Source organism: Stutzerimonas nosocomialis (assembly GCF_005876855.1).
Taxonomy (GTDB): Bacteria; Pseudomonadota; Gammaproteobacteria; order Pseudomonadales; family Pseudomonadaceae; genus Stutzerimonas; species Stutzerimonas nosocomialis.
The window spans coordinates 26,870-51,629 of sequence record NZ_QLAE01000016.1; the positions used below are offsets into that span (position 1 = coordinate 26,870).

20 protein-coding genes, 1 other RNA gene and 1 pseudogene are annotated in these 24,760 nt (G+C 64.7%); 8 read left to right on the forward strand and 14 right to left on the reverse strand.

From position 1 onward, the window contains the following. Positions 1 to 46: 46 nt before the first annotated feature. Entirely contained in the window at positions 47 to 460 is a 414-nt protein-coding gene (locus tag DN824_RS11710; protein ID WP_138408583.1) for a CopD family protein, read from the forward strand. Positions 461 to 511: 51 nt separating this feature from the next. On the opposite strand, the gene DN824_RS11715 is transcribed toward DN824_RS11710, so the two are convergent. Beyond that, positions 512 to 976, reverse strand: coding sequence for a DUF2231 domain-containing protein (locus tag DN824_RS11715; RefSeq protein ID WP_138408584.1), 465 nt, complete (start codon positions 974 to 976; stop codon positions 512 to 514). Positions 977 to 1,123: 147 nt separating this feature from the next. On the opposite strand from DN824_RS11715, the gene coxB reads away from it, so the two are divergent. The 5 genes from coxB (at position 1,124) to DN824_RS11740 (ending at position 7,321) form a co-directional block, all read left to right on the forward strand. Next, positions 1,124 to 2,017, forward strand: coding sequence for a cytochrome c oxidase subunit II (gene coxB, locus DN824_RS11720; RefSeq protein ID WP_138408649.1), 894 nt, complete (start codon positions 1,124 to 1,126; stop codon positions 2,015 to 2,017). Then, positions 2,014 to 4,527 carry a cytochrome c oxidase subunit I gene (gene ctaD / locus DN824_RS11725; RefSeq protein WP_138408585.1) on the forward strand — a complete coding sequence of 838 codons (2,514 nt, stop codon included), beginning with the start codon at positions 2,014 to 2,016 and terminating at the stop codon, positions 4,525 to 4,527. Before coxB ends, ctaD begins: the two co-directional genes overlap by 4 nt. Further along, positions 4,527 to 4,889: a hypothetical protein gene (locus DN824_RS11730; RefSeq protein WP_138408586.1), complete on the forward strand. Its 363-nt coding sequence runs from the start codon at positions 4,527 to 4,529 to the stop codon at positions 4,887 to 4,889. Before ctaD ends, DN824_RS11730 begins: the two co-directional genes overlap by 1 nt. Next, positions 4,886 to 5,707 (forward strand): cytochrome c oxidase assembly protein, encoded by an 822-nt coding sequence (locus tag DN824_RS11735; RefSeq protein ID WP_138408587.1) that lies wholly within the window; start codon positions 4,886 to 4,888, stop codon positions 5,705 to 5,707. The genes DN824_RS11730 and DN824_RS11735 overlap by 4 nt, the downstream gene beginning before the upstream one ends. 165 nt (positions 5,708 to 5,872) lie before the next feature. Continuing rightward, on the forward strand, positions 5,873 to 7,321 hold the full coding sequence (locus DN824_RS11740) for an SLC13 family permease (RefSeq protein ID WP_138408588.1): 1,449 nt from the start codon (positions 5,873 to 5,875) through the stop codon (positions 7,319 to 7,321). A gap of 144 nt (positions 7,322 to 7,465) precedes the next feature. On the opposite strand, the gene efp is transcribed toward DN824_RS11740, so the two are convergent. The 8 genes and pseudogenes from efp to DN824_RS11780 all read right to left on the reverse strand — a co-directional run bounded on the left by efp (position 7,466) and on the right by DN824_RS11780 (position 16,319). Continuing rightward, on the reverse strand, positions 7,466 to 8,032 hold the full coding sequence (efp, locus tag DN824_RS11745; protein WP_138408589.1) for an elongation factor P: 567 nt from the start codon (positions 8,030 to 8,032) through the stop codon (positions 7,466 to 7,468). A gap of 42 nt (positions 8,033 to 8,074) precedes the next feature. Next, positions 8,075 to 9,214 carry an elongation factor P maturation arginine rhamnosyltransferase EarP gene (earP, locus tag DN824_RS11750; RefSeq protein ID WP_138408590.1) on the reverse strand — a complete coding sequence of 380 codons (1,140 nt, stop codon included), beginning with the start codon at positions 9,212 to 9,214 and terminating at the stop codon, positions 8,075 to 8,077. 166 nt (positions 9,215 to 9,380) lie between these two features. Further along, an RNA gene (gene ffs / locus DN824_RS11755) (signal recognition particle sRNA small type) lies at positions 9,381 to 9,477 on the reverse strand. Between the two features lie 135 nt (positions 9,478 to 9,612). Then, positions 9,613 to 11,625, reverse strand: a complete 2,013-nt coding sequence (locus DN824_RS11760) for a polysaccharide biosynthesis protein (RefSeq protein ID WP_138408591.1) — start codon at positions 11,623 to 11,625, stop codon at positions 9,613 to 9,615. Between the two features lie 84 nt (positions 11,626 to 11,709). Continuing rightward, positions 11,710 to 12,744 carry an MraY family glycosyltransferase gene (locus DN824_RS11765; protein ID WP_138408592.1) on the reverse strand — a complete coding sequence of 345 codons (1,035 nt, stop codon included), beginning with the start codon at positions 12,742 to 12,744 and terminating at the stop codon, positions 11,710 to 11,712. A gap of 305 nt (positions 12,745 to 13,049) precedes the next feature. After that, complete coding sequence (gene ihfB, locus DN824_RS11770) at positions 13,050 to 13,334, reverse strand: integration host factor subunit beta (RefSeq protein ID WP_138408593.1); 285 nt, start codon at positions 13,332 to 13,334, stop codon at positions 13,050 to 13,052. 256 nt (positions 13,335 to 13,590) lie between these two features. Then, positions 13,591 to 15,252 (reverse strand): DEAD/DEAH box helicase, encoded by a 1,662-nt coding sequence (locus DN824_RS11775; RefSeq protein WP_138408594.1) that lies wholly within the window; start codon positions 15,250 to 15,252, stop codon positions 13,591 to 13,593. 317 nt (positions 15,253 to 15,569) lie between these two features. Continuing rightward, a pseudogene (locus tag DN824_RS11780) lies at positions 15,570 to 16,319 on the reverse strand (spermidine synthase). Between the two features lie 121 nt (positions 16,320 to 16,440). On the opposite strand from DN824_RS11780, the gene DN824_RS11785 reads away from it, so the two are divergent. Then, the gene (locus DN824_RS11785; RefSeq protein ID WP_138408595.1) at positions 16,441 to 17,790 is read left to right on the forward strand and encodes a class II 3-deoxy-7-phosphoheptulonate synthase; all 1,350 of its coding nucleotides are present in this window, start codon (positions 16,441 to 16,443) and stop codon (positions 17,788 to 17,790) included. A 133-nt stretch (positions 17,791 to 17,923) separates the two neighbouring features. Here the strand turns inward: DN824_RS11785 and tusA are convergent, their stop codons facing one another. Both tusA and rlmM read right to left on the reverse strand, forming a co-directional pair. Then, entirely contained in the window at positions 17,924 to 18,175 is a 252-nt protein-coding gene (gene tusA, locus DN824_RS11790) for a sulfurtransferase TusA (RefSeq protein WP_138408596.1), read from the reverse strand. 59 nt (positions 18,176 to 18,234) lie between these two features. Next, complete coding sequence (gene rlmM, locus DN824_RS11795; RefSeq protein WP_138408597.1) at positions 18,235 to 19,284, reverse strand: 23S rRNA (cytidine(2498)-2'-O)-methyltransferase RlmM; 1,050 nt, start codon at positions 19,282 to 19,284, stop codon at positions 18,235 to 18,237. A gap of 203 nt (positions 19,285 to 19,487) precedes the next feature. Between rlmM and acnA the strand changes: the two genes are divergently transcribed. Further along, positions 19,488 to 22,163, forward strand: a complete 2,676-nt coding sequence (gene acnA, locus DN824_RS11800) for an aconitate hydratase AcnA (RefSeq protein ID WP_138408598.1) — start codon at positions 19,488 to 19,490, stop codon at positions 22,161 to 22,163. Positions 22,164 to 22,275: 112 nt separating this feature from the next. Here acnA and DN824_RS11805 read toward each other — a convergent pair whose 3' ends face one another. The 3 genes from DN824_RS11805 to DN824_RS11815 all read right to left on the reverse strand — a co-directional run bounded on the left by DN824_RS11805 (position 22,276) and on the right by DN824_RS11815 (position 24,716). After that, a complete protein-coding gene (locus DN824_RS11805; RefSeq protein WP_138408599.1) occupies positions 22,276 to 23,727 on the reverse strand; it encodes a mannose-1-phosphate guanylyltransferase/mannose-6-phosphate isomerase in 1,452 nt (483 codons plus the stop codon). A gap of 169 nt (positions 23,728 to 23,896) precedes the next feature. Next, positions 23,897 to 24,394 carry a Rossmann-fold NAD(P)-binding domain-containing protein gene (locus DN824_RS11810; protein WP_158295382.1) on the reverse strand — a complete coding sequence of 166 codons (498 nt, stop codon included), beginning with the start codon at positions 24,392 to 24,394 and terminating at the stop codon, positions 23,897 to 23,899. Positions 24,395 to 24,515: 121 nt separating this feature from the next. After that, positions 24,516 to 24,716: a hypothetical protein gene (locus DN824_RS11815; protein WP_138408601.1), complete on the reverse strand. Its 201-nt coding sequence runs from the start codon at positions 24,714 to 24,716 to the stop codon at positions 24,516 to 24,518. Positions 24,717 to 24,760: the final 44 nt, after the last annotated feature.

A 24,760-nucleotide genomic window follows, 5' to 3' on the forward strand; every position in this document is an offset into this window, starting at 1 on the left:
GCGACCGTTTCAACGGACGTAAACCGTGGGCCGGATGGAGACCGAGATGCCCCTGCTCAAACTGCTGCACTTTGCCGCCCTGCTCTGCTGGAGCGGCGCCTTGCTCTATCTGCCTGCGCTGATTGCCGGCGGGGCAAAGCGCAGCGGCGATATCTTCGAGCGCAACCATGCCCAGCTCACGCGCATGGTGTTCACCCTCATCGCGACCCCCGCCGCGCTGCTCGCCATCGGTTCGGGCACGGCGCTGTTTCTGCGCGACGGCATCATCGAAGGCTGGCTGGTGATGAAGCTCACCGCCGTGGCGGGCATGGCGCTCTGTCACGCCTTCTGCGGTGCGTTGCTGGTGCGCATGGAGAGCCAGCCGGAACGCGGCGTGACCTTGCCCTGCATCCTGGTCGGCGCGCTGATCCCACTGCTGATCTCGGCCACGCTGTGGCTGGTGCTGGCCAAACCCTTCTGAGCCAAAAGGATTCGACCGAGCCCCATGACCCTTCACTCCTCCGCCAGGCCCTCAGCGCTGAACATCGACGGCCACCGCATGATCGTAGACCAGGCGCCCGCCGAGGTAGGCCGCCAGGGAAATCAGCACGGCGGTGACGACCGACAGGTACAGCCCCCACAGGGCGGTTTCGTCGTTCGGGCTGCTGTAGAAGCGCAACAGCCAGTTGAGCGATGCCATCGACAGCATCATCACCGCGAGAATGGCATGGCACCAGGCGGTGACCTTCTGGCGGATCTGCCGCACGGTGAGCAGATCGATCAGACCGGCCACGCTGGCGATCCAGCCGCCGATGGCACCGACGCCGGACAGCCAGAGCCCCATACGCCACCAGAATTCGTCGAGCGTCCACAGGTGCGCCAGGTCGGCCGGCAACAACCCGATCAGGGCCGCGACCGGGAAATGAATCATCATCGGATGCAGCGGATGTCCGCCGATCGCCGCGTTGCTTTCGATATTTTCGCGCTCAATGCCCATCGGGCCCTCCCAGGCAATCAATCGGATCCGGCCGCCGCGTCGCCACGACGAAGCGGCGGTCTCTTCAAATGGACCGCGCTGGCGCTGGCAGTTCCTTTGCTCGCCGCATGCGAAGGTCCGCAATCGGCGATCTCCCCAGCCGGGCCGATGGCCCAGGGGGTCGCCAACGTCTGGTGGGCGATGTTCGGCTTCTCCACGCTGGTGCTGGTGGTGGTCAGCGCCATCTGGATCTACGCCATGTGGCGCACGCCACGCCGGGTCAGCGACGAGGAAGCGATCCGCATCAACCGGCGCTGGGTGATCGGCGGCGGCATCGTGCTGCCTACCGTCAGCATCGTGCTGTTGCTGCTGTTCGGGATTCCCACCGGGCGCGGCATGTTGCCCCTGCCGGTGGAGGGCGAGCAGCCCCTGCGCGTGGAAGTGACGGGCCACCAGTGGTGGTGGGAAGTGCGTTACCCCGACGATGGCGGCGTGGTCACCGCGAACCAGTTGATCATTCCCGCGGGGCGGCTGATCGACGTGCACGTCACCAGCGCGGACGTCATCCATTCCTTCTGGGTGCCGCGCCTGGGCGGAAAGATCGACATGGTCCCCGGGCGCGTCCACGTCATGCGCTATCAGGCCACCCGCCCCGGCGTGTTCCGCGGCCAATGCTCCGAATTCTGCGGCACCCAGCACGCCAACATGGTGCTGCACGTCGAAGCGCTGGAGGAGGAGGACTTCGAACGCTGGCTCGCGGCGCGCCGGGAATTCAGCCCGACCGCCCCTAGCGGTGAAGCCGGCGCGGCCTTCGAGGCTCGCTGCGCGGTATGCCACAGCGTCGCGGGTGTCAGCGACGGGAACCGCGCGCCAGACCTGACCGACCTCGCCTCGCGCCCCTACCTGGGTGCCGGCGTGATCGCCAATGACCACGAGGGCCTTCGCCGCTGGCTGCAGGACCACAAATCCCTGAAATCGGGTAACGCAATGCCTCTGCATGACGATATTCCCGGCGAGACCCTGGATGGTATCGCCGACTGGCTGGAGACGCTCGCACCATGAAAAACGCTCCGGCAACCGATCCAGACCAGCTCCACGACCAGTTCAACGAGGTCTGGGGCAACCCGCGCGGCTGGCGCGCGCTGACCATCGTCAACCACACCTCCATCGGCCTGCGCTTCCTGGTCACCGGCGCGTTCTTCTTCCTGGTCGGCGGGCTGCTGGCCATGCTGATCCGCACCCAGCTGGCGCTGCCCGGCTACGAGCTCATGGAGCCGGACGTCTACAACCAGGTCTTCACCATGCATGGCACGGTGATGATGTTTCTCTTCGCCGTGCCCATGATGGAGGGGCTGGCGGTCTACCTGATCCCGAAGATGATCGGTGCGCGGGACCTGGTCTTCCCGCGGCTCTCGGCGCTGGGCTACTACTGCTACCTGTTCGGCGGCCTGATCCTGCTCTCGAGCATCTTCCTGGACCTCGCGCCGAAGGCCGGCTGGTTCATGTATACGCCGCTGTCGAGCTCGGCCCACACCCCCGGCGTGAACTCCGACTTCTGGCTGCTGGGCATCACTTTCGTGGAGATTTCCGCCGTCTCGGCCGGGGTCGAGCTGGTGGTTTCGATCCTGCGCACCCGCACCAACGGCATGGCGCTGCACAAGATGCCGCTGTACGTCTGGTACATCCTGGTGATGGCGCTGATGATCGTGGTCGGCTTCCCGCCGCTGATCCTGGGCAGCATCCTGCTCGAACTCGAACGCGCCGCCGGCATGCCGTTCTTCGATGTCGCCCGCGGCGGTGATCCGATTCTCTGGCAGCACCTGTTCTGGCTGTTCGGCCATCCCGAGGTGTACATCATCTTCCTGCCGGGCGCCGGCATCGTCTCGACCCTGCTGCCGGTGTTCTGCCAGCGCCCGCTGGTGGGCTACCGCTGGGTGGTGATGGGCGTGGTGACCACCGGCTTTCTCAGCTTCGGGCTCTGGGTGCACCACATGTTCACGGTCGGCATTCCGCAGCTGGCGCTGGGGTTCTTTTCCGCGGCCAGCATGCTGGTGGCGATTCCCACCGGCGTGCAGATCTTCGCCTGGATCGCCACCCTGTGGCTCGGCCGGCCGGTCTACAAGGTGCCGATGCTATGGCTGGTGGGCTTTCTGATCGTCTTCGTCTGCGGCGGGCTGACCGGCGTGATGCTGGCGCTGGTGCCGTTCGACTGGCAGGTGCACGACACCCATTTCGTGGTCGCGCACATGCACTACGTGCTGGTCGGAGGCATGTTCTTCCCGCTGATGGCGGGGCTGTACTACTGGCTGCCGCACTTCTCCGGCCGGATGCCGTCGGCCCGGCTCGGGCGCTGGGGCTTCTGGCTGGTGTTCATCGGTTTCAACGTGACCTTCCTGGTCATGCACTGGACCGGGCTGATCGGCATGCCGCGCCGGGTCTACACCTACGACACGGGCCTGGGGTGGGACATGCCGAACCTGGTGTCGTCGGTCGGCAGTTTCATCATGGCCATCGGCGTCGCCACCATCCTGCTGGACATCATCCTGCACTTTCGCTTCGGCCAGCCGGCGCCGAAGAATCCCTGGAACGCGGACACGCTGGAATGGGGCACCAGCCTGCCGCCCAGCGCCTACAACTTCGTCAGCCTGCCGGACATCACGGATCGTCATCCGCTGTGGAAGGACCCGGAGCTGCCCGACAGCATCGCCCGGGGCGACCATGCGCTCACGGTGATCGACCATGGCCGCCGGGAAACCTGGGGCTCGGACCCGCTGAGCGGCAAGGTCAGGGAAATCATCCACCTGCCGGGCAACAGCTGGCTGCCCTTCATCGCGTCGGTGTTCCTCGCGGTGCTCTGCCTGAGCCTGCTGACCAAGACCTACATGCTCTCGCTCGTGGCCTGCGCGGCGGCCATCGTGACGCTGCTGCGCTGGTCGTGGGAAAACGGTGCGCATCCGGCCGCGGCACCGGACGCCCGCACCCAGCCGGGAGAACCCCCGCTCCATTCGCGGACCTTCGACGGGCCGGGGCTCTGGGGTATGGGTGTAACGCTGCTGTCCGACGGCGCGCTCTACCTCTCGCTGATATTCGGCTGGTTCTACCTGTGGACCGTCTCGCCGGACTGGCAGGTGCCGGACACCACGCTGAACGGCTGGCTGATGGGCGCCAGTGCGGTGCTGCTGAGCGTGGGCGCGCTCTGGATGGGGCGGATCGTGCATCGGATGCGCCAGGGCGATCTGCGCAACCTGCTCGTCAATCTGGCGCTGCTCGCCGTGCTTGCCTTCGTCCAGACCGGCGCCCTGATCTGGGTGTTGGTCAACGCCGGGTTGCAGATCACCGAAACCGCGCACGATGCGGTGGTTTTCGTCATGCTCTTCTACAGCATCATGCATTGCGCGCTGGCCGCCGTGCTCACTGCGCTCCAGGCCTTGCGCGTCGGCTACGGCTACGTGGGCGAGAAGGCGCCCTACGAGCCGGTCGTGGTCCTGCAGCTGTGGTACTACAACCTGGCGGTGCTGTGGATCAGCTTCCTCTCGCTGGTCCTGTTCCCCGGCACCTGGGGAGGCGCCTGATGTCGAAATACGCCCGCACATCGCCCTATCACCCGATCCAGATTCCCCTGGGCTTCGTCCTCTGGAGCTTCTGGTTCGTCGCCATGTATGGCGGCCATGCCGTGGCCTGCGAAATCAACCCACCCGACCCGACGCTGGGGCCCTGGAACTGGCTCAACGGGACGCTGGGCCTGCTCACGCTGGTCACCCTGGCGATCCTGGTGCTGCAGGCGCGGCGCTTCTGGAAGCTGTCGCGCATGACCGACGAGCTCAACGAGCGGCAGATATTCGTCACCAAGATCACCTCCGGGCTTCATCTGATCGCCGCGCTGGCGACACTCTATGTCGGCATCCCCCTGCTGCAATTGCCGCCCTGCATATGAAATCGGTATCAGCCCTGCTCCTGCTCGCCCTGGCCCGCCCCGCCGCCGCCCACGGCCTGTTCGATGCCCACCTCAGCGAGCGGCTGCCGCTGCTGCTCACCGCACTGCTCCTGGGCGGAGCCTGGCTGCTGTATCTGCTCGGCTCCCGTCGCGTGCCGCCCCGGCGCAGCGAAGCGGCCTGGTTCCACGGCGCGATGCTGATCTGCGCCTACGCGGTGTTCGGCCCGATCGACGATTGGGCCGAAACCAGCACCAGCCTGCACATGACCCAGCACATGCTGTTCATCGTGGTCATCGCCCCTCTGTGGGCGCTCGCCAGACCACTGCCGCAGTGGCGCGGTATCACCGGTCGCCTGGGCCAGCCGCTGTGGACGGCGATACTGCGCGCCGGACGCTATCCCACGGCGTTGGCCATGCTGCACGGGGCGATCATCTGGATCTGGCACACCCCCAGGCTTTACCTGCTGGCGCTGGACAACCTGTGGTGGCACGCCTTCGAACACGCCTGCTTCCTGTTCAGCGGCTGGCTGTTCTGGTGGTCGGTGCTGCGGGCCAATCCCAAGCAGGTCCCCCAGGCGCTGATGGCCTTGTTGCTGACGCTGATGCACACCGGCCTGCTCGGCGCCCTGCTGACCTTCGGCACCACGTCCTTCTATGGCGAGCACCGTGACGTGCAGGACCAGCAGCTGGCCGGCCTGATCATGTGGGTTCCCGGCGGACTGGTGTACCTGGCGGCCGGCGCCTGGATCGCCTGGCGCTGGCTCACGCGCATGTGGCGGCGCCAGCAGGAACGGCCTGCGAGCGACCATCATTTCTAGACGGTCAGACCTTGTTACGCATGACTGGCCGCACGACCGCCCGGTTGAGTTCTAATGCGCCCTCGCCAGCACGCCGGATACCCCGGAAGGTAGCGATTTAAAGCCAAGCCGTACGCGTTAACCGGCCTGCGCCACCGCAGGCCCCTGCAAGAGGAAGCGACACTCATGACGGAATCCATTCCACGCCGAACGGCGGATACCGCCGCCTGGATCGGCCTGTTCCTGGGGCCCCTGTGCCTGCTGCTGTGCCTTTTGACCGAGCCACCGGCCGGTCTGTCGGACACGGCCTGGCTTACGGTCGGCCTGGCGGCGCTGATGGCGATCTGGTGGGCCACCGAGGCGCTACCGATTCCCGCGACGTCGCTGCTGCCGATCCTGCTGATCCCGCTGCTGGGCATCGACACCATGGCCAAGGCGACCGCGCCTTACGCCAATCCCACCATTTTCCTGTTCCTTGGCGGCTTCCTGCTGGGCCTGGCCATGCAGCGCTGGAACCTGCACAAGCGCATCGCACTGGCGACCCTGCTCGCCGTCGGCAGCCAGCCGAGCAAGCAGATCGCCGGATTCATGGTCGCCACCGCCTTCATCAGCATGTGGGTGAGCAACACCGCGACCAGCATCATGATGCTGCCGATCGGCCTGTCGGTGATCGGCCTGCTGGTCGCCAACAGCGAACCGAAGGAGAGCGAACGCTTCACCGTCGCGCTGCTCCTGGGTATCGCCTACGCCGCCAGCGTCGGCGGGGTCGCCACCCTCATCGGCACGCCGCCCAACGCGCTGTTGGCCGCCTTCCTGCGCGAGAACCATGACGTGCATATCGGTTTCGGCCAATGGATGCTGCTCGGCGTCCCGGTAACGATCGCCATGCTGGCCTTCATCTGGTGGTGGCTGACACGTGGCGGCTTCAAGCTGCACGGTGGCGACAGCCGCGGCCTGCTGGAAAAGGAAATGGCCGAGCTGGGCCCCATGTCCCGCGCGGAAAAGCTGGTCGCCGTGGTGTTCGTGCTGGCGGCCCTGGCCTGGATCTTCCAGCCGATGCTGGCCGGCTACATCAGCGGCATCGACGACACCAGCATCGCCATGGCGGCCGCGCTGTCGCTGTTCCTGATCCCGGTCAATCGCCGCGAGCGGGTATTCCTGATGGACTGGAATACCGCGAACAAGGTGCCGTGGGGCGTGCTGCTGCTGTTCGGCGGCGGCCTGTCGCTGGCCGGCGTGATCGGCGCCTCGGGCCTGGCCCAGTGGATCGCGCAGAGCCTGCAGGGCATCGATGCCCTTCCGCTGATCCTGATGATCGGCCTGGTGGCCCTGGTGATCACCTTCCTCACCGAGATCACCTCGAACACCGCCACCGCCGCGGCCTTCCTGCCCCTGCTCGGCGCACTGGCCGTAGCCCAGGGCCTGCCACCGGAAATGCTCGCGATTCCGGCCGCCATCGCGGCGAGCTGCGCCTTCATGATGCCGGTGGCGACGCCGCCGAACGCCATCGTGTTCGGCACCGGGCAGATGAAGATCCAGTCGATGATCAAGGCCGGCTTCGCCATCAACCTGTTCGGCGTGGTCCTGGTCACCTGCCTGTGCTACCTGCTGATCGGGGTGATCTGGGGCGCCTGACGCCTTGGACAGAGCCATGGGGCTGCGCCGTTCCCACGGGTACGGCGCAGCCAATCCAGAGCGCCATGCCTCGGGCTTCCCCGTAGAAAACAACCGCCCACAAAAAAGCCCGGCGCTTGGCCGGGCTTCTCGAGTCGCGAGGCCTCAGGCCTTGACGCGCGACTTGTACTCGCCGGTACGGGTGTCGATTTCGATCGAGTCGCCGATTTCGCAGAAGGCGGAAACCTGCAGCTCTGCACCGTTCTTCAGGCGGGCGGTCTTCATGACCTTGCCGGAAGTATCGCCGCGCACGGACGGCTCGGTGTAGACGATTTCACGAACGATGGTGGTCGGCAGTTCGACGGAGATCACCTTGTCGTTGTAGAAGACCGCTTCGCAGACGTCGGTCATGCCGTCTTCGATGAAGGTCATGACGCCTTCGAGGTCATCCTTCTCGATCTCGTACTGGTTGAACTCCGCGTCCATGAATACATAGAGCGGGTCGGCGAAGTAGGAGTAGGTCACTTCCTTGCGCTCGAGGATGACCGGCTCGAGCTTGTCGTCGGCCTTGTACACGGTCTCGGTGGCAGAACCGTTGAGCAGGTTCTTCAGCTTCATCTTGACCACGGCACTGTTGCGGCCGGACTTGTTGAATTCGGCTTTCTGGATAACCCAGGGCGCGCCATTGATGATGGCCACCTGGCCGGCACGAAACTCTTGTGCGGTTTTCATACGAATATCCGATGGGTTTAGAGACAAAAAACAGGCCGCGTATCATAGCCAATCTGTGTAAAAAAACACCAGCTTTGCGGCCAGATCACCGTTGCTGGTCTGAATCCGGGTCCAGCGCTCGGCATGGTTCACCAGCTCCGCCTGGTGCTCGCCCATCCGGCGCCAGGCCTGATGCGCGCCCTGCCCTGCGTTCCAGGCCTGCCAGAACGCCCAGAGCGCATCGCGGGCTGCAGTGGAGAGGCCATCGGCATACAGCTCGAAGAACGCCCGCAGCTTGTCCCAGTGAGCGTCCTCCTCCTGCGGATAGATATGCCAGACCAGCGGCCGGCCAGCCCATTGGGCGCGGATGAATGACTCCTCGCCACGCACCGCATTGAAATCGCAGCACCAGAGCAGGCGGTCGTACTCCTCCTGGGTCAGGAACGGCAGCACCGCGATCTGCAACGCCCCGCGTTGTCGCTGCCTGCCGGCCGTCAGCTGGCTCTCGCCCAGCCAACGCTCGACGTCGGCCAGCACCCGGCCAACCGGCACCAGGAGCAGTGTCGGCTGCGGCCCCTCGGCCAGCGCATCGAGCCAACCGGCCACCGCGGCGTTCTCGTAGGCGAACAACGAAACGACCTGCGTGCCGTCCGGAACGGTGACGCCCCTCTCTCCGAGAAAGGCCTCGCGCGAAACGGCCTGTCGCTGAAACGCCCGGCGCTCGTCGAGCAGGCCGGTCTCACGTATCAATCCGCCGGTTTCGGCCTCGAAGCCGGGAAAGAAAAAGTACTTCTGCAGCCCGCTCGGCTGCAGCGACGGCAACCCATGGCAACCCTTGATCCAGCCCTCGGCACTGAGATACTCGAGGTTGAGCCAGAGGATCCGCCGTCCGCTCTCGGACATCGCCTGGATATAAGCCGGCGGCAGGTTGCAGGCAAACGCCTCGATGACCACATCGCCCGGCTCGGCATCGTGCCACTCGCGCGGCCAGTGCCTGACCTCGACCCCGGCATGTACCTGGCACTGCACGTCCGCCCGCGCGCCAGGGCACAACGCGACGAAGGTTTCCAGATCGTCGACCCACAGCCTCACCGCCTGCCCGTGCTCGGCAACCAGCTGCCGCGCCAGGCGCCAGGTCACGCCGATGTCGCCGTAGTTATCCACCACGGCGCAGAAGATGTCCCAGAGCGGTCTGCCAGGCACGAGAAACTCCAATCAGGCGAAAACGTCGAGTGTCGCCCTGTCCGAGACGGGCACGACAACGCCGCGCATGAGCGCAGGCAATTCTGATGATAAGGGAATCGATAGAACGAAGTGGCTGAGCAGCCATACAGGCCTGTCGCCGACAGACCTAACGTTATGGAGGCGACCCTACCAGCCACACCCCGGCACACAATGTCACCGCTGCGGCTGCTTCCTTCCGGACCTGACCGGGTTCACGGCTGATCGTTGCGAGGGGACCGGCAGGGCCACCATAACGAAACCCGCCAGGCGGCGAGCCGCGCCATTGTACCGGCTTGCGAGCAAGTTACAACCTGCCCTGACCATCAATTGCACCGGTAAAGTGCGACTGCCACGACTGGCCGACGCCCGAGAGCGCTTCATACGTCGCTGGGGCCGGCTCGACGCTTCTGGTAGATCAGATCGACGATTTCCCCTTCCGGCATATAGCCACTCACCGCCTCGCGCAGCAGCAGGCGGACCGCGGGGTAGTCGTCGTCCATGACCGCCTTGTGCAGCCTGCCGAGCAACTGCTTCAGGTCCTCCCAGCTCATGCATTCCTCTGCCGCTCGCATGATCATCGGGTGCTCGGTCGGACTGACATTCTCGCCAATCAGCAATTCTTCGTAGAGCTTTTCCCCGGGCCGCAGCCCCGTGTAAACGATGGGGATATCCCCCTGCGGGTTCTTCTCGGAACGAACGCTCAATCCCGACAGATGGATGAGTTTCTCGGCCAGTTTGGCGATACGGACCGGCTGCCCCATGTCCAGCACGAAAACGTCCCCGCCTTCGCCCATTGAGCCCGCCTGGATGACCAGCTGTGCTGCTTCCGGAATGGTCATGAAGTAACGGGTGATGTTGGGATGAGTCACGGTCACCGGACCGCCAGCTCGAATCTGCTCGTAAAAACGAGGGATGACCGAACCGGAGGACCCCAGCACGTTACCGAAGCGCACCATCGAAAACCGCGTCTTGTTCACATGATGAACCGGGCCCGAGTCGAAGAGCACCGGAGCGGTTTCGCGCGCCAGGGCTTGCAGCACCATTTCGGCGACCCGCTTGGTACTTCCCATCACGTTGGTCGGCCGCACCGCCTTATCGGTCGAGACCAGCACGAAGTGGTTGACCCCCGAACGGATGGCGGCCTGCACGGTGTGGAGCGTACCGAACACATTGTTGAGCACCCCCTCCGCAACGTTGTGCTCGACCATCGGCACGTGCTTGTAAGCGGCGGCGTGGTAGATGGTTTCGACTGCCCAGGTGCGCAGCACATCCTCCAGGCGTTGAGGGTTACGCACCGACCCCAGGATCGGCACCAGTCGAATGGGTTGAGATACCCGCTCCACGACCTCCTCCAGTTCGGTGTGGATACTGTAGAGATTGAATTCGCAGTGGTCGTACAGAAGCAGAGTGCTTGGCCGCGTAGCGAGTATCTGGCGGCAGAGCTCCGAGCCAATGGACCCTCCCGCCCCTGTGACCATGACCACTCGGCCCTGGATGCATTTTTCAAACAGCGCCCGGTCCGGCGGGACCGCATCACGTCCAAGCAAGTCAGCAATGTCCACTTCCTGGATGTCCTCGACCCTGACGGTGCCGCTGGCCAGATCATGGAAAGCCGGCACGCTGCGCACATGGAGCGGGTATTGCTCCAGCGCCTCGAGTATTTCCCGCCTGCGCCCCCGTGAAGCGGAAGGCACGGCCAGAAGGATCTCCTCGGCGCCCGTATCGTCGATCATCTGATGAATATGGGCCGCACTGTATACGCGCAGCCCCGCGATGATCCTGTTGTCAATGTTCGGATCATCATCGATGAACGCGACGGGCCGCATCGCGCGTCCAAGGCGCAACGCGGCGACCAGCTGGTTACCGGCGACCCCTGCTCCGTATACCGCCACCTTTATGAGACCGGCATCGCGCCCCTGAAAATTGAGAGTGTGATTGGACGAGAACCAATCCCCCATGAAGTACTGGCGCAGCACCAGACGCAAACCGCCAATCAGCACCAGGCTCAGCCACCAGTAGTTGAATACCATCGAGCGAGGGATCAGCTTGGGCGCGCCTTGGTACCAGTAGACCGCCAGCGACAGCGTCAACGCCGAAAGCGTCACCGCCTTGGCGATTGCGATCAACGCGTCGTTGCCCAGATAACGCATCACCGCTCGATACATACCGAGGCGAATGAACAAGGGAACGGAAATCATGGGCGCCAGCAGGAACAGCCAGAGATGACCGCTTAGCGGTTCGATATCCTTGACTTCACCCAGCCGCACGGCGAACGCCAGCCAAAGCGCTACCCAGACCAACAGCACATCCGTGCCGACCTGAATGGCGCGTTTATATCGACGCGGAAGGCTAACCAGCCGGCAGCGCAGTTTTTCGGCAATTCCTAGCACCGGTCACCTTTGTTTCTCAGAGTTGCGGTTGATGCGCCATCAGACCTGTGCCAGATGACAAAATCCGCAACACGAGAGACAAAATTATTTCTTCATATCAACATCCGCCCATTCCTTTGCTCCAGCCCTGAATCCCTTGGCCAGTAGCAGCAGCGGGATGTACGCCAAGGCGATGCCAACCACCGGGTCGAAATGCCCGAGGACCACGGCCATGGCGATGGGTAGCAACCAGAACAGGTTCATCAGCCCGACGGCGAGCATCACCGGAAGGTGGGCCTTGTACTGCCGCGAAGCGTGCTGATAAGCATGGCTGCGGTGCGCCTCATGGATGCGCTCACCACGCAACAATCTGCTGAACAGGGTGAAGGTTGCGTCCACGATGAATACCCCGAGCAGAATCAGCCACCCCCAGAGCAACGAAGGCGAGACCCAGGCGGCATGCAGCGAGAGCACGCCGAGCACCATGCCCAGAAAGCCACTGCCCGCATCGCCCATGAAGATCCTGGCGGGCGGGAAATTCCACAACAGGAACCCGAGCACTGCAGCGGCCAGTGTCGCCGGCATTGCGATCAGCTCAGGGTGCCCCACGCAGAGATAAAGCAATGCACCGCCGAGGCACACGCTGATCGCCTCTATGCTAGCGATACCGTCTATACCGTCCATGAAGTTGTAGAGGTTGAGCAGCCACACCAGTCCTATGAGGGCCAGCGCGTGGCCAAGCCAACCCAACTGGATATCGACGCCGAACAACGTCAGCGCAGGCAATCCGCCCAGCCAGAAGGATGCCCAGGCAGCACAGATAAAATGTCCCGAAAGACGCCAGCGCGCAGGAATATGGCCATGATCATCCAGAAACCCCAACAAGGCCACCGCGCCGCCAGCGCCCAATAACGCCCACACCAGCGGCCAGCTGGCGAGCCCTTCAAAGGCCAGGACTGGCAGCGCCAGCAGGAACGTGAAGACAATCGCAACACCGCCGCCACGTGGTGTAGGGATAACGTGCGAGCTGCGCGCATTGGGTATGTCGAACAGACGCCTGGCTAGGGCGTAACGGAGTACCAAACCGGTCAGCCCAGCGGACGCAAGCAGAACGAGCGCAGGCAGCCACCAGAGACTCAAGTGCGTTGTTCCAAGTAGTCAGCCAGTACCCTGGCGAGCAAATAGGAGCCAGCACCGCTGAGATTCAATTTAGCTATATCTAAATTCAGTGTCCTGCTAGACAAGCGTAGAAAGACGGCTGGCAAGACGGGCCTCATAACGTGCAGGAGCGTCGAACAAGTGCTTCCTAGGAAGTCACCAGCTTCCACAAAAGAAACACGCATACTTAACTCGCTAAAAGGACAAATACAGAGTGATGGAAAACGAGGTTACATGCTTTTTAAGTAGCCTATCGACAGTCAGCGGAACCGGTACAGGCTTGCGCCTCACTCCTCCTCATTCACCCGATCACGCAGCTCCTTGCCAGGCTTGAAGTGAGGGACGAATTTGCCGTCGAGGCGGACGGATTGGCCGGTTTTGGGGTTTCGGCCGACGCGGGGGGCGCGGTAGTGGAGGGAGAAGCTGCCGAAGCCGCGGATTTCGATGCGGTCGCCTGTCGCCAAGGCCTGGGACATTTGTTCGAGCATGGTCTTGATGGCCAGCTCCACATCCTTGGATGAAAGCAGCCCTTGCTGGGTGACGATGCGTTCGATCAACTCCGACTTGGTCATGGTTTTCCCTTCTTTTTCAAGCGGCTAGATCATCTGACCTGCGAGCGGTTTTAGCATGCCGGGCCCGCTTTGAACAGCCTGAGATTCGCCCTTCCACCCCGCAGCGCAGTGTCTGGCAGAAGCACCGACGCCCGAATCCCTCGGCTGCGCTGGCGGAGCGACGTCACCGTCCGCATCACCGGCAAGGCAAAAAAAAAGGGTGAGCCCGACGGGCCCACCCTTGTTTCGATCATGCTACTGAGGCGAAGTGCTTGGCTCAGTCCTCGCGATAGCGACGCAGCTTGAGCTGCTTGCCGCCTACGCGGGTGTCCTTCAGCTTGGCCAGCAGGCGGTCGAGCCCTTCTTCGGGCAGTTCGACCAGGCTGAAGCTGTCGCGCACCTGGATGCGGCCGATGGCTTCGCGGGCCAGGCCGCCTTCGTTGAGGATCGCGCCCAGCAGGTTGCGGGCGGCGATGCCGTCGCGCGCGCCCAGCGGCGAGCGGCAACGGGCGCGGCCTTCGGCCAGCGGCATCGGCGCGCGACGCTCGCGGTCGCCGCTACGCTCCGGACGATCGGAACGCTCGCGCGGCGCGCCGCTCGGCACCAGTGGCTGCTCCTTCTCGACTGCGGCGAGGGTCAGCGCCTGGCCATTGGTGGCCTTGGCGAGCAGCGCCGCGGCCAGTGCGCGCGGGCTGCAGCCGATGTCGGCCACCAGCTTGTCGAGCAGTTCGCCGTGGCTGGCTTCGGCCTCGGCAACCAGCGGCGACAGGCTGTTGGTCAACTTCTTGATGCGTGCATCGAGCACCTGTTGCGCGTTGGGCAGGCGCGCTTCGGCGACCTTCTGATTGGTGACGCGCTCGATGACCTGCAGCATACGGCGCTCGCGCGGGGTGACCAGCAGCAGCGCGCGGCCCTCACGGCCGGCACGGCCGGTACGGCCGATACGGTGAACGTAGGACTCCGGGTCGTACGGCATGTCGACGTTGAACACATGGGTGATGCGCGCCACGTCCAGGCCGCGCGCCGCCACGTCGGTGGCCACCACGATGTCCAGGCGGCCGTCCTTGAGCGAGTCGATGACGCGCTCACGCTGGTTCTGGGCGATATCGCCGTTCAGCGCGGCGGCCTTGTAGCCCTTGGCTTCCAGCGCGCTGGCGAGGTCCAGGGTGGCCTGCTTGGTGCGGACGAAGGCGATCAGCGCGTCGAAATCCTCGACTTCCAGCAGGCGCAGCACGGCCGGGATCTTCTGGTCGGCGTGGACCATCAGGTGAGCCTGCTCGATGCGCGCGACGGTCTGGGTCTTGGCCGCGATCTTGATGTGCTGCGGCTCGCGCAGGTGCTTCTCGGCGATGGCGCGGATCGAATGCGGCAGGGTCGCGGAGAACAGCACGCTCTGGCGGCTTTCCGGCATGGCCTCGAAGATCACTTCCAGGTCGTCCATGAACCCGAGCTTGAGCATCTCGTCGGCTTCGTCGAGGACCAGGAACTGGATGGTCGACAGCAGGCCGCTGTTGCGGCTCAGGTGGTCGACCAGGCGGCCCGGGGTAGCCACGATGACCTGCGCGCCCTGGCGAATGGCCTTGAGCTGCGGGCCCATGGGCGCGCCACCATAGATCGCGACGACGCTCAGACCTGGCATCTGCTTGGAGTAGGTTTCGAACGCGGTCGCGACCTGCAGCGCAAGCTCACGGGTCGGCGCGAGAATCAGCGCCTGCGGTTCTTTGCGGGCCGGATCGATCTTCGACAGGATGGGCAGCGCGAAGGCCGCGGTCTTGCCGGTGCCGGTCTGGGCCTGGCCGATCATGTCGTGGCCGCCGATGATCACGGGGATCGCCTGGGCCTGGATGGGGGACGGTTCTTCGTAGCCGACGGCGGAGATGGCGGCGAGTACGGATGGGTGAATGCCGAGCGCGGCGAAGCCGCCGAGTTCCTGGGTCATGGGTCTGCCTCTGGTGCATCCGCAAAGACCCATGTTCCAAAGCTGCGCATGCCATGTAGGACCTTGTGGGTCACCCTGGCAGCCCGGTCGGCGGGTTTGCGAAAACGTGGTGAATGATGAATCGTCTAGGATAGTCCGCGTGGAGCGGACAGCAGCCGAAGCAGCGCTTCGATGTGTTGCGGTACCTGAACGGAGCCAATTGGCCGGCGCGCACTATACATAAAAAAGGCGAATGTGTCAGGGCAAAAGGACCAGCGGACGGTGTGCCGGATAAAGCTGAACGGCGCCGCAGAGCGCGCCACCACGAGCGCCTCGAGTCAACTGGCCTGGCGCAGCACCGCGATCAGCGAGTCCAGCGAATAACCCAGTCGCGGCGTCAGCGAGGCCGCGCGCTCCGCGATGCCCTGCAGGTCCAGCGTCTGCTCCAGATCGGCCGGCACCAGCAGGATGACGTTGCCCTCCTTCACCGGGCATTCCCAGTAATGCCGATGGAACAGACCGCGCAACAGGGCGGCGCCCAGGGGCTTGCCGTCGTCGTTGGCCCACTGGTTGATCACCAGCCAGCCGCCGGGGTTGAGTTTCTGCTGGCAGGCCTACAGGAAGTTCCAGCCCAGATGCGCCGCGGCAGGCCCGGTGTCGGTATAGAGGTCGACGAAGATCAGGTCGGCGGTCTCCGCCGTTTCGAGCAGGTGCAGCGCATCGCCGATGCGGATGGTCAGCCGCGGATCGTCGTCAAGCCCCAGGTACTCCATGGCCAGGCGCGGCACGTCCGGGCGCAGCTCGATCGCCTCGACATCCTCGAGCGGCAGGAACTGCAGGCACGCCTGGGTCAGGTTGCCCGCGCCGAGGCCCAGGAACAGCGCGGTTTCCGGCGCCTCGTGGGCCAGCGCGCCGAGCAGCATCGCCCGGGTGTAGTCGTACTCCAGCCAGCTGGGGTCGCGGGTGAACACGCAGCTCTGCTCGACCGCTGCGCCGAACTCCAGAAAACGGTAGTCGCCCACTTCATAAACGCGGATCAGCCCGAACGCGTCCTGGACTTCGGCTAACAACACCTCCTGCTGACTCATGACTCATCCGCCTCGATTGGGTGCGTCATCTTAAACAGGGCGATACGCAGCCGCTATCAGCTTCGGCGCCATGCATCGGGTAACATCGACACCTTTCGCACCACCACACGGAACGCATCTGATGAGCCAGACCTGGAGCCCGCAAAGCTGGAGGGCCAAGCCCATCCAGCAGCAACCCCACTACCCCGACGCCGAACACCTGGCGCGCGTCGAGGCGACCCTGGCCAGTCTGCCGCCACTGGTATTCGCCGGCGAGGCGCGGGCGCTGCGCAAGCAGTTCACCGAGGTCACCCAGGGTCGGGCGTTTCTGCTGCAGGGTGGCGATTGCGCGGAGAGCTTCGCGGAGTTCTCCGCGCCTAAGATCCGCGACACCTTCAAGGTCCTGCTGCAGATGGCCATCGTCATGACCTTTGCGGCCGGCTGCCCGGTGGTGAAGGTCGGCCGCATGGCCGGGCAGTTCGCCAAGCCGCGCTCGGCCGGCGACGAGACCATCGACGGCGTCACCCTGCCCGCCTACCGCGGCGATATCGTCAACGGCATCGGCTTCGACGAGAAGAGCCGCGCCCCCGATCCCGAGCGGCTGCTGCAGGCCTACCACCAGTCCACCGCCAGCCTCAACCTGCTGCGCGCCTTCGCCCAGGGCGGTTTCGCCGACCTGCACCAGGTCCACCAGTGGAACCTCGATTTCATCGCCAACTCGTCCCTGGCCGAGAAGTATCACCAGCTCGCCGACCGCATCGACCAGACGCTGGCGTTCATGCGCGCCTGCGGGCTGGACGATGCGCCTCAGCTTCGCGAGACGAGCTTCTTCACCGCCCACGAAGCCCTGCTGCTGAACTACGAGCAGGCCTTCGTGCGCCAGGACAGCCTGACCGGCGGCTGGTACGACTGCTCGGCGCACATGCTCTGGATCGGCGATCGCACCCGCCAGCTCGACGGTGCGCACGTCGAGTTCCTGCGCGGCGTCGGCAACCCCATCGGCGTGAAGGTCGGCCCGAGCATGGACAGCGAGGAGCTGATCCGCCTGATCGACGTGCTCAACCCGGACAACGATACGGGCCGCCTGAACCTGATCGTGCGAATGGGCGCGGACAAGGTCGAAGCGGGCCTGCCGAGATTGATCCGTGCCGTGCAGGCCGAAGGCCGGCAGGTGCTCTGGAGTTCGGACCCGATGCATGGCAATACCATGAAGGCCTCCAGCGGCTACAAGACCCGCGATTTCGCACGGGTACTGGCCGAAGTACGGCAGTTCTTCGAGGTACACCGCGCCGAGGGCAGCTATCCGGGCGGGATCCACATCGAGATGACCGGGCAGAACGTCACCGAATGCATCGGCGGCTCGCGCCCCGTCACCGAAGACGCGCTCTCCGATCGCTACCACACCCACTGCGACCCCCGACTGAACGCGGATCAGTCGCTGGAAATGGCATTCCTGATCGCCGAAACCCTAAAGCGCGTGCGTCCTAGCTGAGGCGCGGCAGCCACCGCCCTCGTGGCGGGGATCATGGGAGTGCTTTTGTGGGAGAGATTGGGGACGCCTTGTCTTGACCGCGAGCTTTTCGAACCTGGCCCTCGACACGCCTTCGTCAGGCGCTTGCGGTCGTTCAGTCGGCCTTCTTGCGGATCCAGTAGAGGTAATTGCCATCCGCTTCCCGCTGGTCGACCAGTTCGTGGCCGAGGAAGACGCAGAACTTCGGAATGTCACGCTGGGTCGAGGGGTCGGTGGCGATGACTTTGAGCAGCTGGCCACCCGCGAGATCACGGACCTTGTTGTGCAGCATCATCACCGGCTCCGGGCAGTTGAGGCCCGAGGCGTCGAGGATGGCGTCGCTGTGCAGTTCGGTTGTTTGGGACATCAGGGGCTCCGGTCAGGACATTTCGCGCGGGCGCAAGTATTGGGCATCTTGCGACGGACTTACAGACGGCGCAGGTGGCAGGTGACTTCTTCGCGGTCGTGGTAGAGCTGCTTGCAGCCGATGCTCGCCTTCACGCCACGTTCGGCAAGCCCCTGGGCGATGCGTTCCAGCAGGCGCCGGACTTCGGCGTAGCGCTGCTTCATCGGCAGCTTGAGGTTGACCACCGCCTCGCGACACAGCCCCTCGCCTATCCAGGTTTCCAGCAGGGCGGCACTGCGTGCGGGTTTCTCGACGATATCGCAGACCATCCAGTCCACGGGGCGACGCGGGCGGAAGACGAATCCGTCGGCCTGCAGGTGCTCCACCATGCCGGTATCCATCAGGCTTTCGGCCATCGGCCCGTTGTCCACGGCGATCACCCGCATGTCGCGCTTGACCAGCTGCCAGGTCCATCCGCCGGGCGCGGCGCCCAAGTCCACCGCCGTCATCTCCGGCGCCAGCCGCTGCTCCCACTGCTCGCGCGGGATGAAATGATGCCAGGCCTCCTCGAGCTTGAGGGTCGAGCGACTTGGCGCCTGGCGCGGAAACTTCAGGCGCGGGATGCCCATGGGCCAGAGTGCGCTGTTGCTCGCCTCGGCGAGGCCCAGGAAGACTTCCCGCCCGCTGATGAAGGTCAGCAGCAGGCGCGGGCCCGGCCCGCCTTCGACCAGCCTGCCCGCCTTGATCAGGGCCTTGCGCAACGGCACCTCGAACTTGCGGCAGAAGGTGGACAGTTCCTTGCCGTCGTTGGTGTCGAGCACCTCCAGCCAGAGGCTGCCGCAGGTCGGATAGTCGGCCAGTGCCTCGAGCAGGACTTCGACCCGCTCGCGCTCAGGCAGCGCCAGGTACTGCCCCCGCGCCCACTGCCGCGGGAAGATCAGCTCGGAAAAGCGCAGGGCCTTCATCAGCCGCGCCGGCGCATCAGGCTCGGCACAGACGAACTCGGCCAGGGCGCTGCCCGGGCGCGCCTTGGCATAGCCCGAGACGTCCAGCCTGGCGGCGTGCTCGCTGATTTCAGCGCAGACCTCGCCTTCGAATCCCGGACGGCAATGCAACAGCAACAGGTTCATGCTCGATTTCCACAGGTCAATCGGAGCCCCGACCGGGAACCAGGCCCGACGCAGCGGCAAAGCCCCGCATGATAGCCCAGAGGGGAACCCCCGGATGCCTGCCTCGGTCCAGTGCAATGGAGAAACCGCTCAAGACAGGCGAGTTTCAAGACGATCCGCCAGATCCAACCCAGCCCGACCGTGCGGGCCAAAGGAGATCAGGAATGCCTTCCCTGGACAGTCTCAACTGCCGGCGCAGCCTCGATGTGGCCGGCACGACCTATCACTACTTCAGCCTGCCGGACGCGGCCAAGCAGCTGGGCGACATCAGCCGCCTGCCCGCGTCGCTCAAGGTCCTGCTGGAGAACCTGTTGCGCTGGGAAGACGGCGTGACGGTACGCGCAGACGACTTCACCTCCCTGGCCGTCTGGCAAAAGACCCGCAGCTCCGAGCGAGAGATCCAGTACCGTCCGGCGCGCGTGCTGATGCAGGACTTCACCGGCGTGCCGGCCGTGGTCGACCTGGCCGCGATGCGTGACGCCGTGGCCCGCGCCGGTGCCGATCCGCAGAAGATCAATCCGCTGTCGCCGGTCGACCTGGTGATCGACCACTCGGTGATGGTCGACCGCTTCGGCACCGACCAGGCGTTCCAGGAGAACGTCGCCATCGAGATGCAGCGCAACGGCGAACGTTACGAATTCCTGCGCTGGGGGCAGCAGGCGTTCGACAACTTCCGCGTCGTGCCGCCGGGTACCGGCATCTGCCATCAGGTCAACCTCGAATACCTTGGCCAGGTGGTCTGGACCAAGGAAGAAGACGGCACCACCTATGCCTACCCCGACACCCTGGTCGGTACCGACTCCCACACCACCATGATCAACGGCCTGGGCGTGCTCGGCTGGGGCGTCGGCGGGATCGAGGCCGAGGCGGCCATGCTCGGCCAGCCGGTGTCGATGCTGATTCCCGAGGTCGTGGGCTTCCGCCTGACCGGCAGGCTGCGCGAGGGCGTGACGGCCACGGACCTGGTGCTGACGGTCACCCAGATGCTGCGCAAGCAGGGAGTGGTCGGCAAGTTCGTCGAATTCTTCGGCCCGGGGCTGGACAACCTTCCCCTGGCCGACCGCGCGACCATCGGCAACATGGCTCCCGAATACGGCGCCACCTGCGGCTTCTTCCCGGTCGACCAGATCACCATCGACTACCTGCGCCTGACCGGCCGCGACGAGCAGCGCATCCAGCTGGTCGAGGCCTACTGCAAGGCCCAGGGCATGTGGCGCGACAGCAACACGCCCGACCCGGTCTTCACCGCGACGCTGGAGCTGGACCTTTCCGAAGTGCAGCCCTCGCTCGCCGGCCCGAAACGCCCGCAGGACCGTGTCTCGCTGGGTGACATCGGCTCGGCGTTCGACCTGTTGCTGGAAACCAGCGGCCGCATGCAGCAGGCCGACACCGGCGTACCGGTCGCAGGCGAGGACTACGAGCTCAAGCACGGCGCGGTGGTGATCGCCTCGATCACCTCCTGCACCAACACCTCCAACCCGAACGTGCTGATGGCTGCCGGCCTGCTCGCCAAGAAGGCGGTCGAACGCGGACTGATGCGCAAGCCGTGGGTCAAGTCGTCCCTGGCGCCGGGCTCCAAGGTGGTGACGGATTACCTGAAAAAGGCCGACCTGACCCGTTATCTGGATCACCTGGGCTTCAACCTGATCGGCTACGGCTGCGCGACCTGCATCGGCAACTCCGGCCCGCTGCCCGACCCCATCGGGCAGGCGGTCACCGAGAACGACCTGATCGTGTCCTCGGTACTGTCGGGCAACCGCAACTTCGAAGGCCGCGTCCACCCGCTGGTCAAGGCCAACTGGCTGGCCTCGCCGCCGCTGGTGGTCGCCTTCGCGCTGGCCGGCACGACCCGCATCAACATGAACACCGAGCCGCTGGGCCATGACGCCCAGGGCCAGCCGGTCTTCCTGCGCGACATCTGGCCCAGCAGCGAGGAAGTCAACCAGGCGGTCAGCCAGATCGACGGCGAGATGTTCCGCGACCGGTATGCCGATGTGTTCAGCGGCGAGCCGAGCTGGCAGCAGATTCCGGTCTCCGCCGGCAAGACTTACGTCTGGAACGAACAATCGAGCTACGTGCAGAACCCGCCGTTCTTCGAGGGCATCGCCGAGCCGCCCAAGCCGCCAGCCGACATCGAGGGTGCCCGGATCCTCGCGCTGTTCGGCGACTCCATCACCACCGACCACATCTCGCCGGCCGGCAACATCAAGGCGAGCTCCCCGGCAGGCCTGTACCTGCAGGAACTCGGGGTCCGGCCGGAAGACTTCAACTCCTACGGCTCACGGCGCGGCAACCACGAAGTGATGATGCGCGGCACCTTCGCCAACATCCGCATCAAGAACGAGATGCTCGGCGGCGAGGAAGGCGGCAATACGCTGTACCAGCCCGGCGGCGAGAAGCTGTCGATCTACGATGCCGCCATGCGTTACCAGGCCGAGGGCGTGCCGCTGGTGGTGGTGGCCGGCAAGGAATACGGCACCGGCTCGAGCCGCGACTGGGCGGCCAAGGGCACCACCCTGCTGGGGGTCAAAGCGGTGATCGCCGAAAGCTTCGAGCGGATTCACCGTTCCAACCTGATCGGCATGGGTGTGCTGGCGCTGCAGTTCATCGGCGACCAGAACCGCCAGACCCTCGGGCTCGTCGGTAACGAAAAGCTTTCGATCCGAGGTCTGTCGGAAGACATCAAGCCACGCCAGATCTACACGGTGGAGCTGGTGCGTGCCGACGGCAGTCGTGACACCTTCCAGGTGCTGTGCCGCATCGATACCTTGAACGAGGTCCAGTACTTCAAGGCGGGGGGCATCCTGCACTTCGTGCTGCGCCAGCTGATCGGCAGCTGAGGCTCGCACGACGCCGGTCGTTCGGCCGGCGTCGTGCCACACAGGATTTCGGTGCCCTTGCCTGGGCGCGACGATGCCGGCACAGGAATCTGCGCCGGCATGTTTTTGCGGGTTATTTGACGACGGCAGCCAGCCGGGGTGGCTCGACCTTTTCCGCAGTGCGGCCGTAGACGTCCTCGAGCCGCTCGATGTCGTCCTCGCCGAGATAGCTGCCCGACTGCACCTCGATGATCTCCAGGGGAATCTTGCCCGGGTTGCTGAGCCGGTGTACCGACGCCACCGGAATGTAGGTCGACTGGTTTTCGGTCAGCAGGAAGACCTTCTCGTCGCAGGTCACCTGGGCAATACCGGAGACCACGATCCAGTGTTCGGCCCGGTGGTGGTGCATCTGCAGCGAGAGGCTCGCGCCCGGTTTCACGGTGATGCGCTTGACCTGGTGGCGCAGGCCGTTGTCCACCGAGTCATAGGCGCCCCAGGGGCGGTAGACCTGGCTGTGGGACTGGGTTTCGGTGCGCTGGTCCTGATCGAGCCGCTGCACCAGGTGCTTGACGTCCTGCATGCGGTCCTTGTGGGCGACCATGACCGCATCCTTGGTCTCGACCACCACCAGGTCCTCGACGCCCAGCAGTGTGACCAGCTTGGAATTGGCGTGCGCCAGGCAGTTCTGGGCGTCGTCGACGACCACATCGCCCTGCAGCACGTTGCCCTCCTCGTTCTTGGGCTGCACCTCCCAGAGCGCGGACCAGCTGCCCACGTCGTTCCAGCCGGCTTCCAGCGGCATCAGGCTGGCCTGGGAGGTCCGCTCCATCACCGCGTAATCGATCGAGTTGTCCGGGCAGCAGGCGAACGCCGCAGACGCGATGGTCAGCGTGTTACCGGCCTGCTCGCTGCTCTCGAACGCCAGGGCGCAGGTTTCGTAGATGTCCGGCTCGAAGCGGCGCAGCTCCTCGAGATAGCGGCTGGCGCGGAACAGGAACATGCCGCTGTTCCAGTAGTAGTCGCCGCTGTCGACGAACGCCTGGGCGACCTCCAGCGAGGGTTTCTCGACGAAGCGGGCGACCCGCTGCATACCGGCGCCGAGCCGGGCATCGGGCGCGCACTGGATATAACCGAAGCCGGTCTCCGGCTGCTGCGCCGGCACGCCGAACAGCACCATTTCGCCAGCCTCGGCAGCCGCGGCGGCGTTCTGCACGGCCTGCAGCAGCCCGGCTTCGTCGTTGACGACATGGTCGGCCGGCGACACCAGCAGCAGGTCGTCGCGGCCCTCGGCCACCAGCTTGAGCGCGACCATCGCAACGGCCGGCGCGGTGTTGCGGCCGAACGGCTCGAGCACCAGCCCCTGGGCTTCGGCGCCGACCGCGGTCAGTTGCTCGTTGATCATGAAACGGTGTTCCTGGTTGCAGACCACGATGGGGGCCTGCAGCCCCTGCGCAGTGAGGCGCATGACGGTCTGCTGGAACAGACTGTGGTTACCCACCAGCTTGAGGAATTGCTTCGGATGCTGTTTGCGCGAGAGCGGCCAAAGACGCGAGCCACTTCCGCCGGACAAGATCACTGGAATCATCTTCGTCTCTCCTCGAGCTTGATCGAATAGGTTCAGGCCCCCTGACGACAGGTCGGTAGCCTTCCGTCAGCTCCGGTGGTCCGGAGCCGAGTGCTTGCGATCGCACCGTCCTGGCTGGCCGTCTGATGGCACCCGGCATCGCTGCCCGGCCACCCGCTATCCTGATGATTCACGCCCTGCTTCCGCTGTCACAGCGGTAGTCCGCGCTTACGTCTATATCGAAATCGGTACCGGCCTGCTTGCCCGAACTGGCCTCCAGAATCGGCAGCAACCGCGCCAGCACCCGTCGTGGCTGATCACTGCTGCGCAACAGCAGCCGGTGCCTTGCCGCCTTGTCGCGCAGTACCTCGCCCACCTCCCTGCACACCGCCTCCATCGCTCCCTCACCCTGACCGTCCTGGTCATCCACCGCCACCTCACAGATCAAGGTCAGCTCCGTTGCCAGCACCGCTGCCTGCACGTCCGTCGTGCCGCTGAGCAGGCCGGCCTCCCTGCCGTGCTCGAACAATGCCCCGAGGCCCGCCTCCATCCCTGGCTCCGGCCCCCGATTGAGCAGATCCGCTCGGTTCTGCCTGTGGTCGACTCCTACGACCCAGTGCCCCCTGGCAGACAGGCAGCCCGCGTAAACCGCGGCGCGGTAATCCAGTCCCATGATGCTGATACGCATGACGCCCTCCTGGCACGTATCCATCGAATCCGGCCCCGCCGGATCGGCCTTCCCGGGCCCGCACAACGCCCGATGCGCATGATGGCTGGAGCAAGGAAAATGCCAGTTATTTGGCTTTCATCTAACTCTCCAGCATTTTCAGGCGGTTACGACGTTTTCCTGACGCAGCAGGCGTTTTGTGACGCCGTTCAACAAGCACCAAGTTAAAGCGCCGGCGTTTCACTTCGATGAAAAAGGGTGCAATAACCTCGGCCGCTTCATAAGCAATTGAAATAACAGGAATTGGTCTTATCCCTTCTGCATCCGGCTCGTTTGTCGGCATCCGGAAATCAAACCTAAAGAAACCTGTAGGCAAGTCGAGAATAT

Bases quoted from the DNA above. Each gene is read 5' to 3' on its own strand.
- DN824_RS11710 (WP_138408583.1), top strand. From the start codon at position 47: ATGCCCCTGCTCAAACTGCTGCACTTTGCCGCCCTGCTCTGCTGGAGC.
- DN824_RS11715 (WP_138408584.1), bottom strand. From the start codon at position 976: ATGGGCATTGAGCGCGAAAATATCGAAAGCAACGCGGCGATCGGCGGA.
- coxB (WP_138408649.1), top strand. From the start codon at position 1,124: ATGGCCCAGGGGGTCGCCAACGTCTGGTGGGCGATGTTCGGCTTCTCC.
- ctaD (WP_138408585.1), top strand. From the start codon at position 2,014: ATGAAAAACGCTCCGGCAACCGATCCAGACCAGCTCCACGACCAGTTC.
- DN824_RS11730 (WP_138408586.1), top strand. From the start codon at position 4,527: ATGTCGAAATACGCCCGCACATCGCCCTATCACCCGATCCAGATTCCC.
- DN824_RS11735 (WP_138408587.1), top strand. From the start codon at position 4,886: ATGAAATCGGTATCAGCCCTGCTCCTGCTCGCCCTGGCCCGCCCCGCC.
- DN824_RS11740 (WP_138408588.1), top strand. From the start codon at position 5,873: ATGACGGAATCCATTCCACGCCGAACGGCGGATACCGCCGCCTGGATC.
- efp (WP_138408589.1), bottom strand. From the start codon at position 8,032: ATGAAAACCGCACAAGAGTTTCGTGCCGGCCAGGTGGCCATCATCAAT.
- ihfB (WP_138408593.1), bottom strand. From the start codon at position 13,334: ATGACCAAGTCGGAGTTGATCGAACGCATCGTCACCCAGCAAGGGCTG.
- DN824_RS11775 (WP_138408594.1), bottom strand. From the start codon at position 15,252: ATGACCCAGGAACTCGGCGGCTTCGCCGCGCTCGGCATTCACCCATCC.
- DN824_RS11785 (WP_138408595.1), top strand. From the start codon at position 16,441: ATGAGCCAGACCTGGAGCCCGCAAAGCTGGAGGGCCAAGCCCATCCAG.
- tusA (WP_138408596.1), bottom strand. From the start codon at position 18,175: ATGTCCCAAACAACCGAACTGCACAGCGACGCCATCCTCGACGCCTCG.
- rlmM (WP_138408597.1), bottom strand. From the start codon at position 19,284: ATGAACCTGTTGCTGTTGCATTGCCGTCCGGGATTCGAAGGCGAGGTC.
- acnA (WP_138408598.1), top strand. From the start codon at position 19,488: ATGCCTTCCCTGGACAGTCTCAACTGCCGGCGCAGCCTCGATGTGGCC.
- DN824_RS11805 (WP_138408599.1), bottom strand. From the start codon at position 23,727: ATGATTCCAGTGATCTTGTCCGGCGGAAGTGGCTCGCGTCTTTGGCCG.
- DN824_RS11810 (WP_158295382.1), bottom strand. From the start codon at position 24,394: ATGCGTATCAGCATCATGGGACTGGATTACCGCGCCGCGGTTTACGCG.
- DN824_RS11815 (WP_138408601.1), bottom strand. From the start codon at position 24,716: ATGCCGACAAACGAGCCGGATGCAGAAGGGATAAGACCAATTCCTGTT.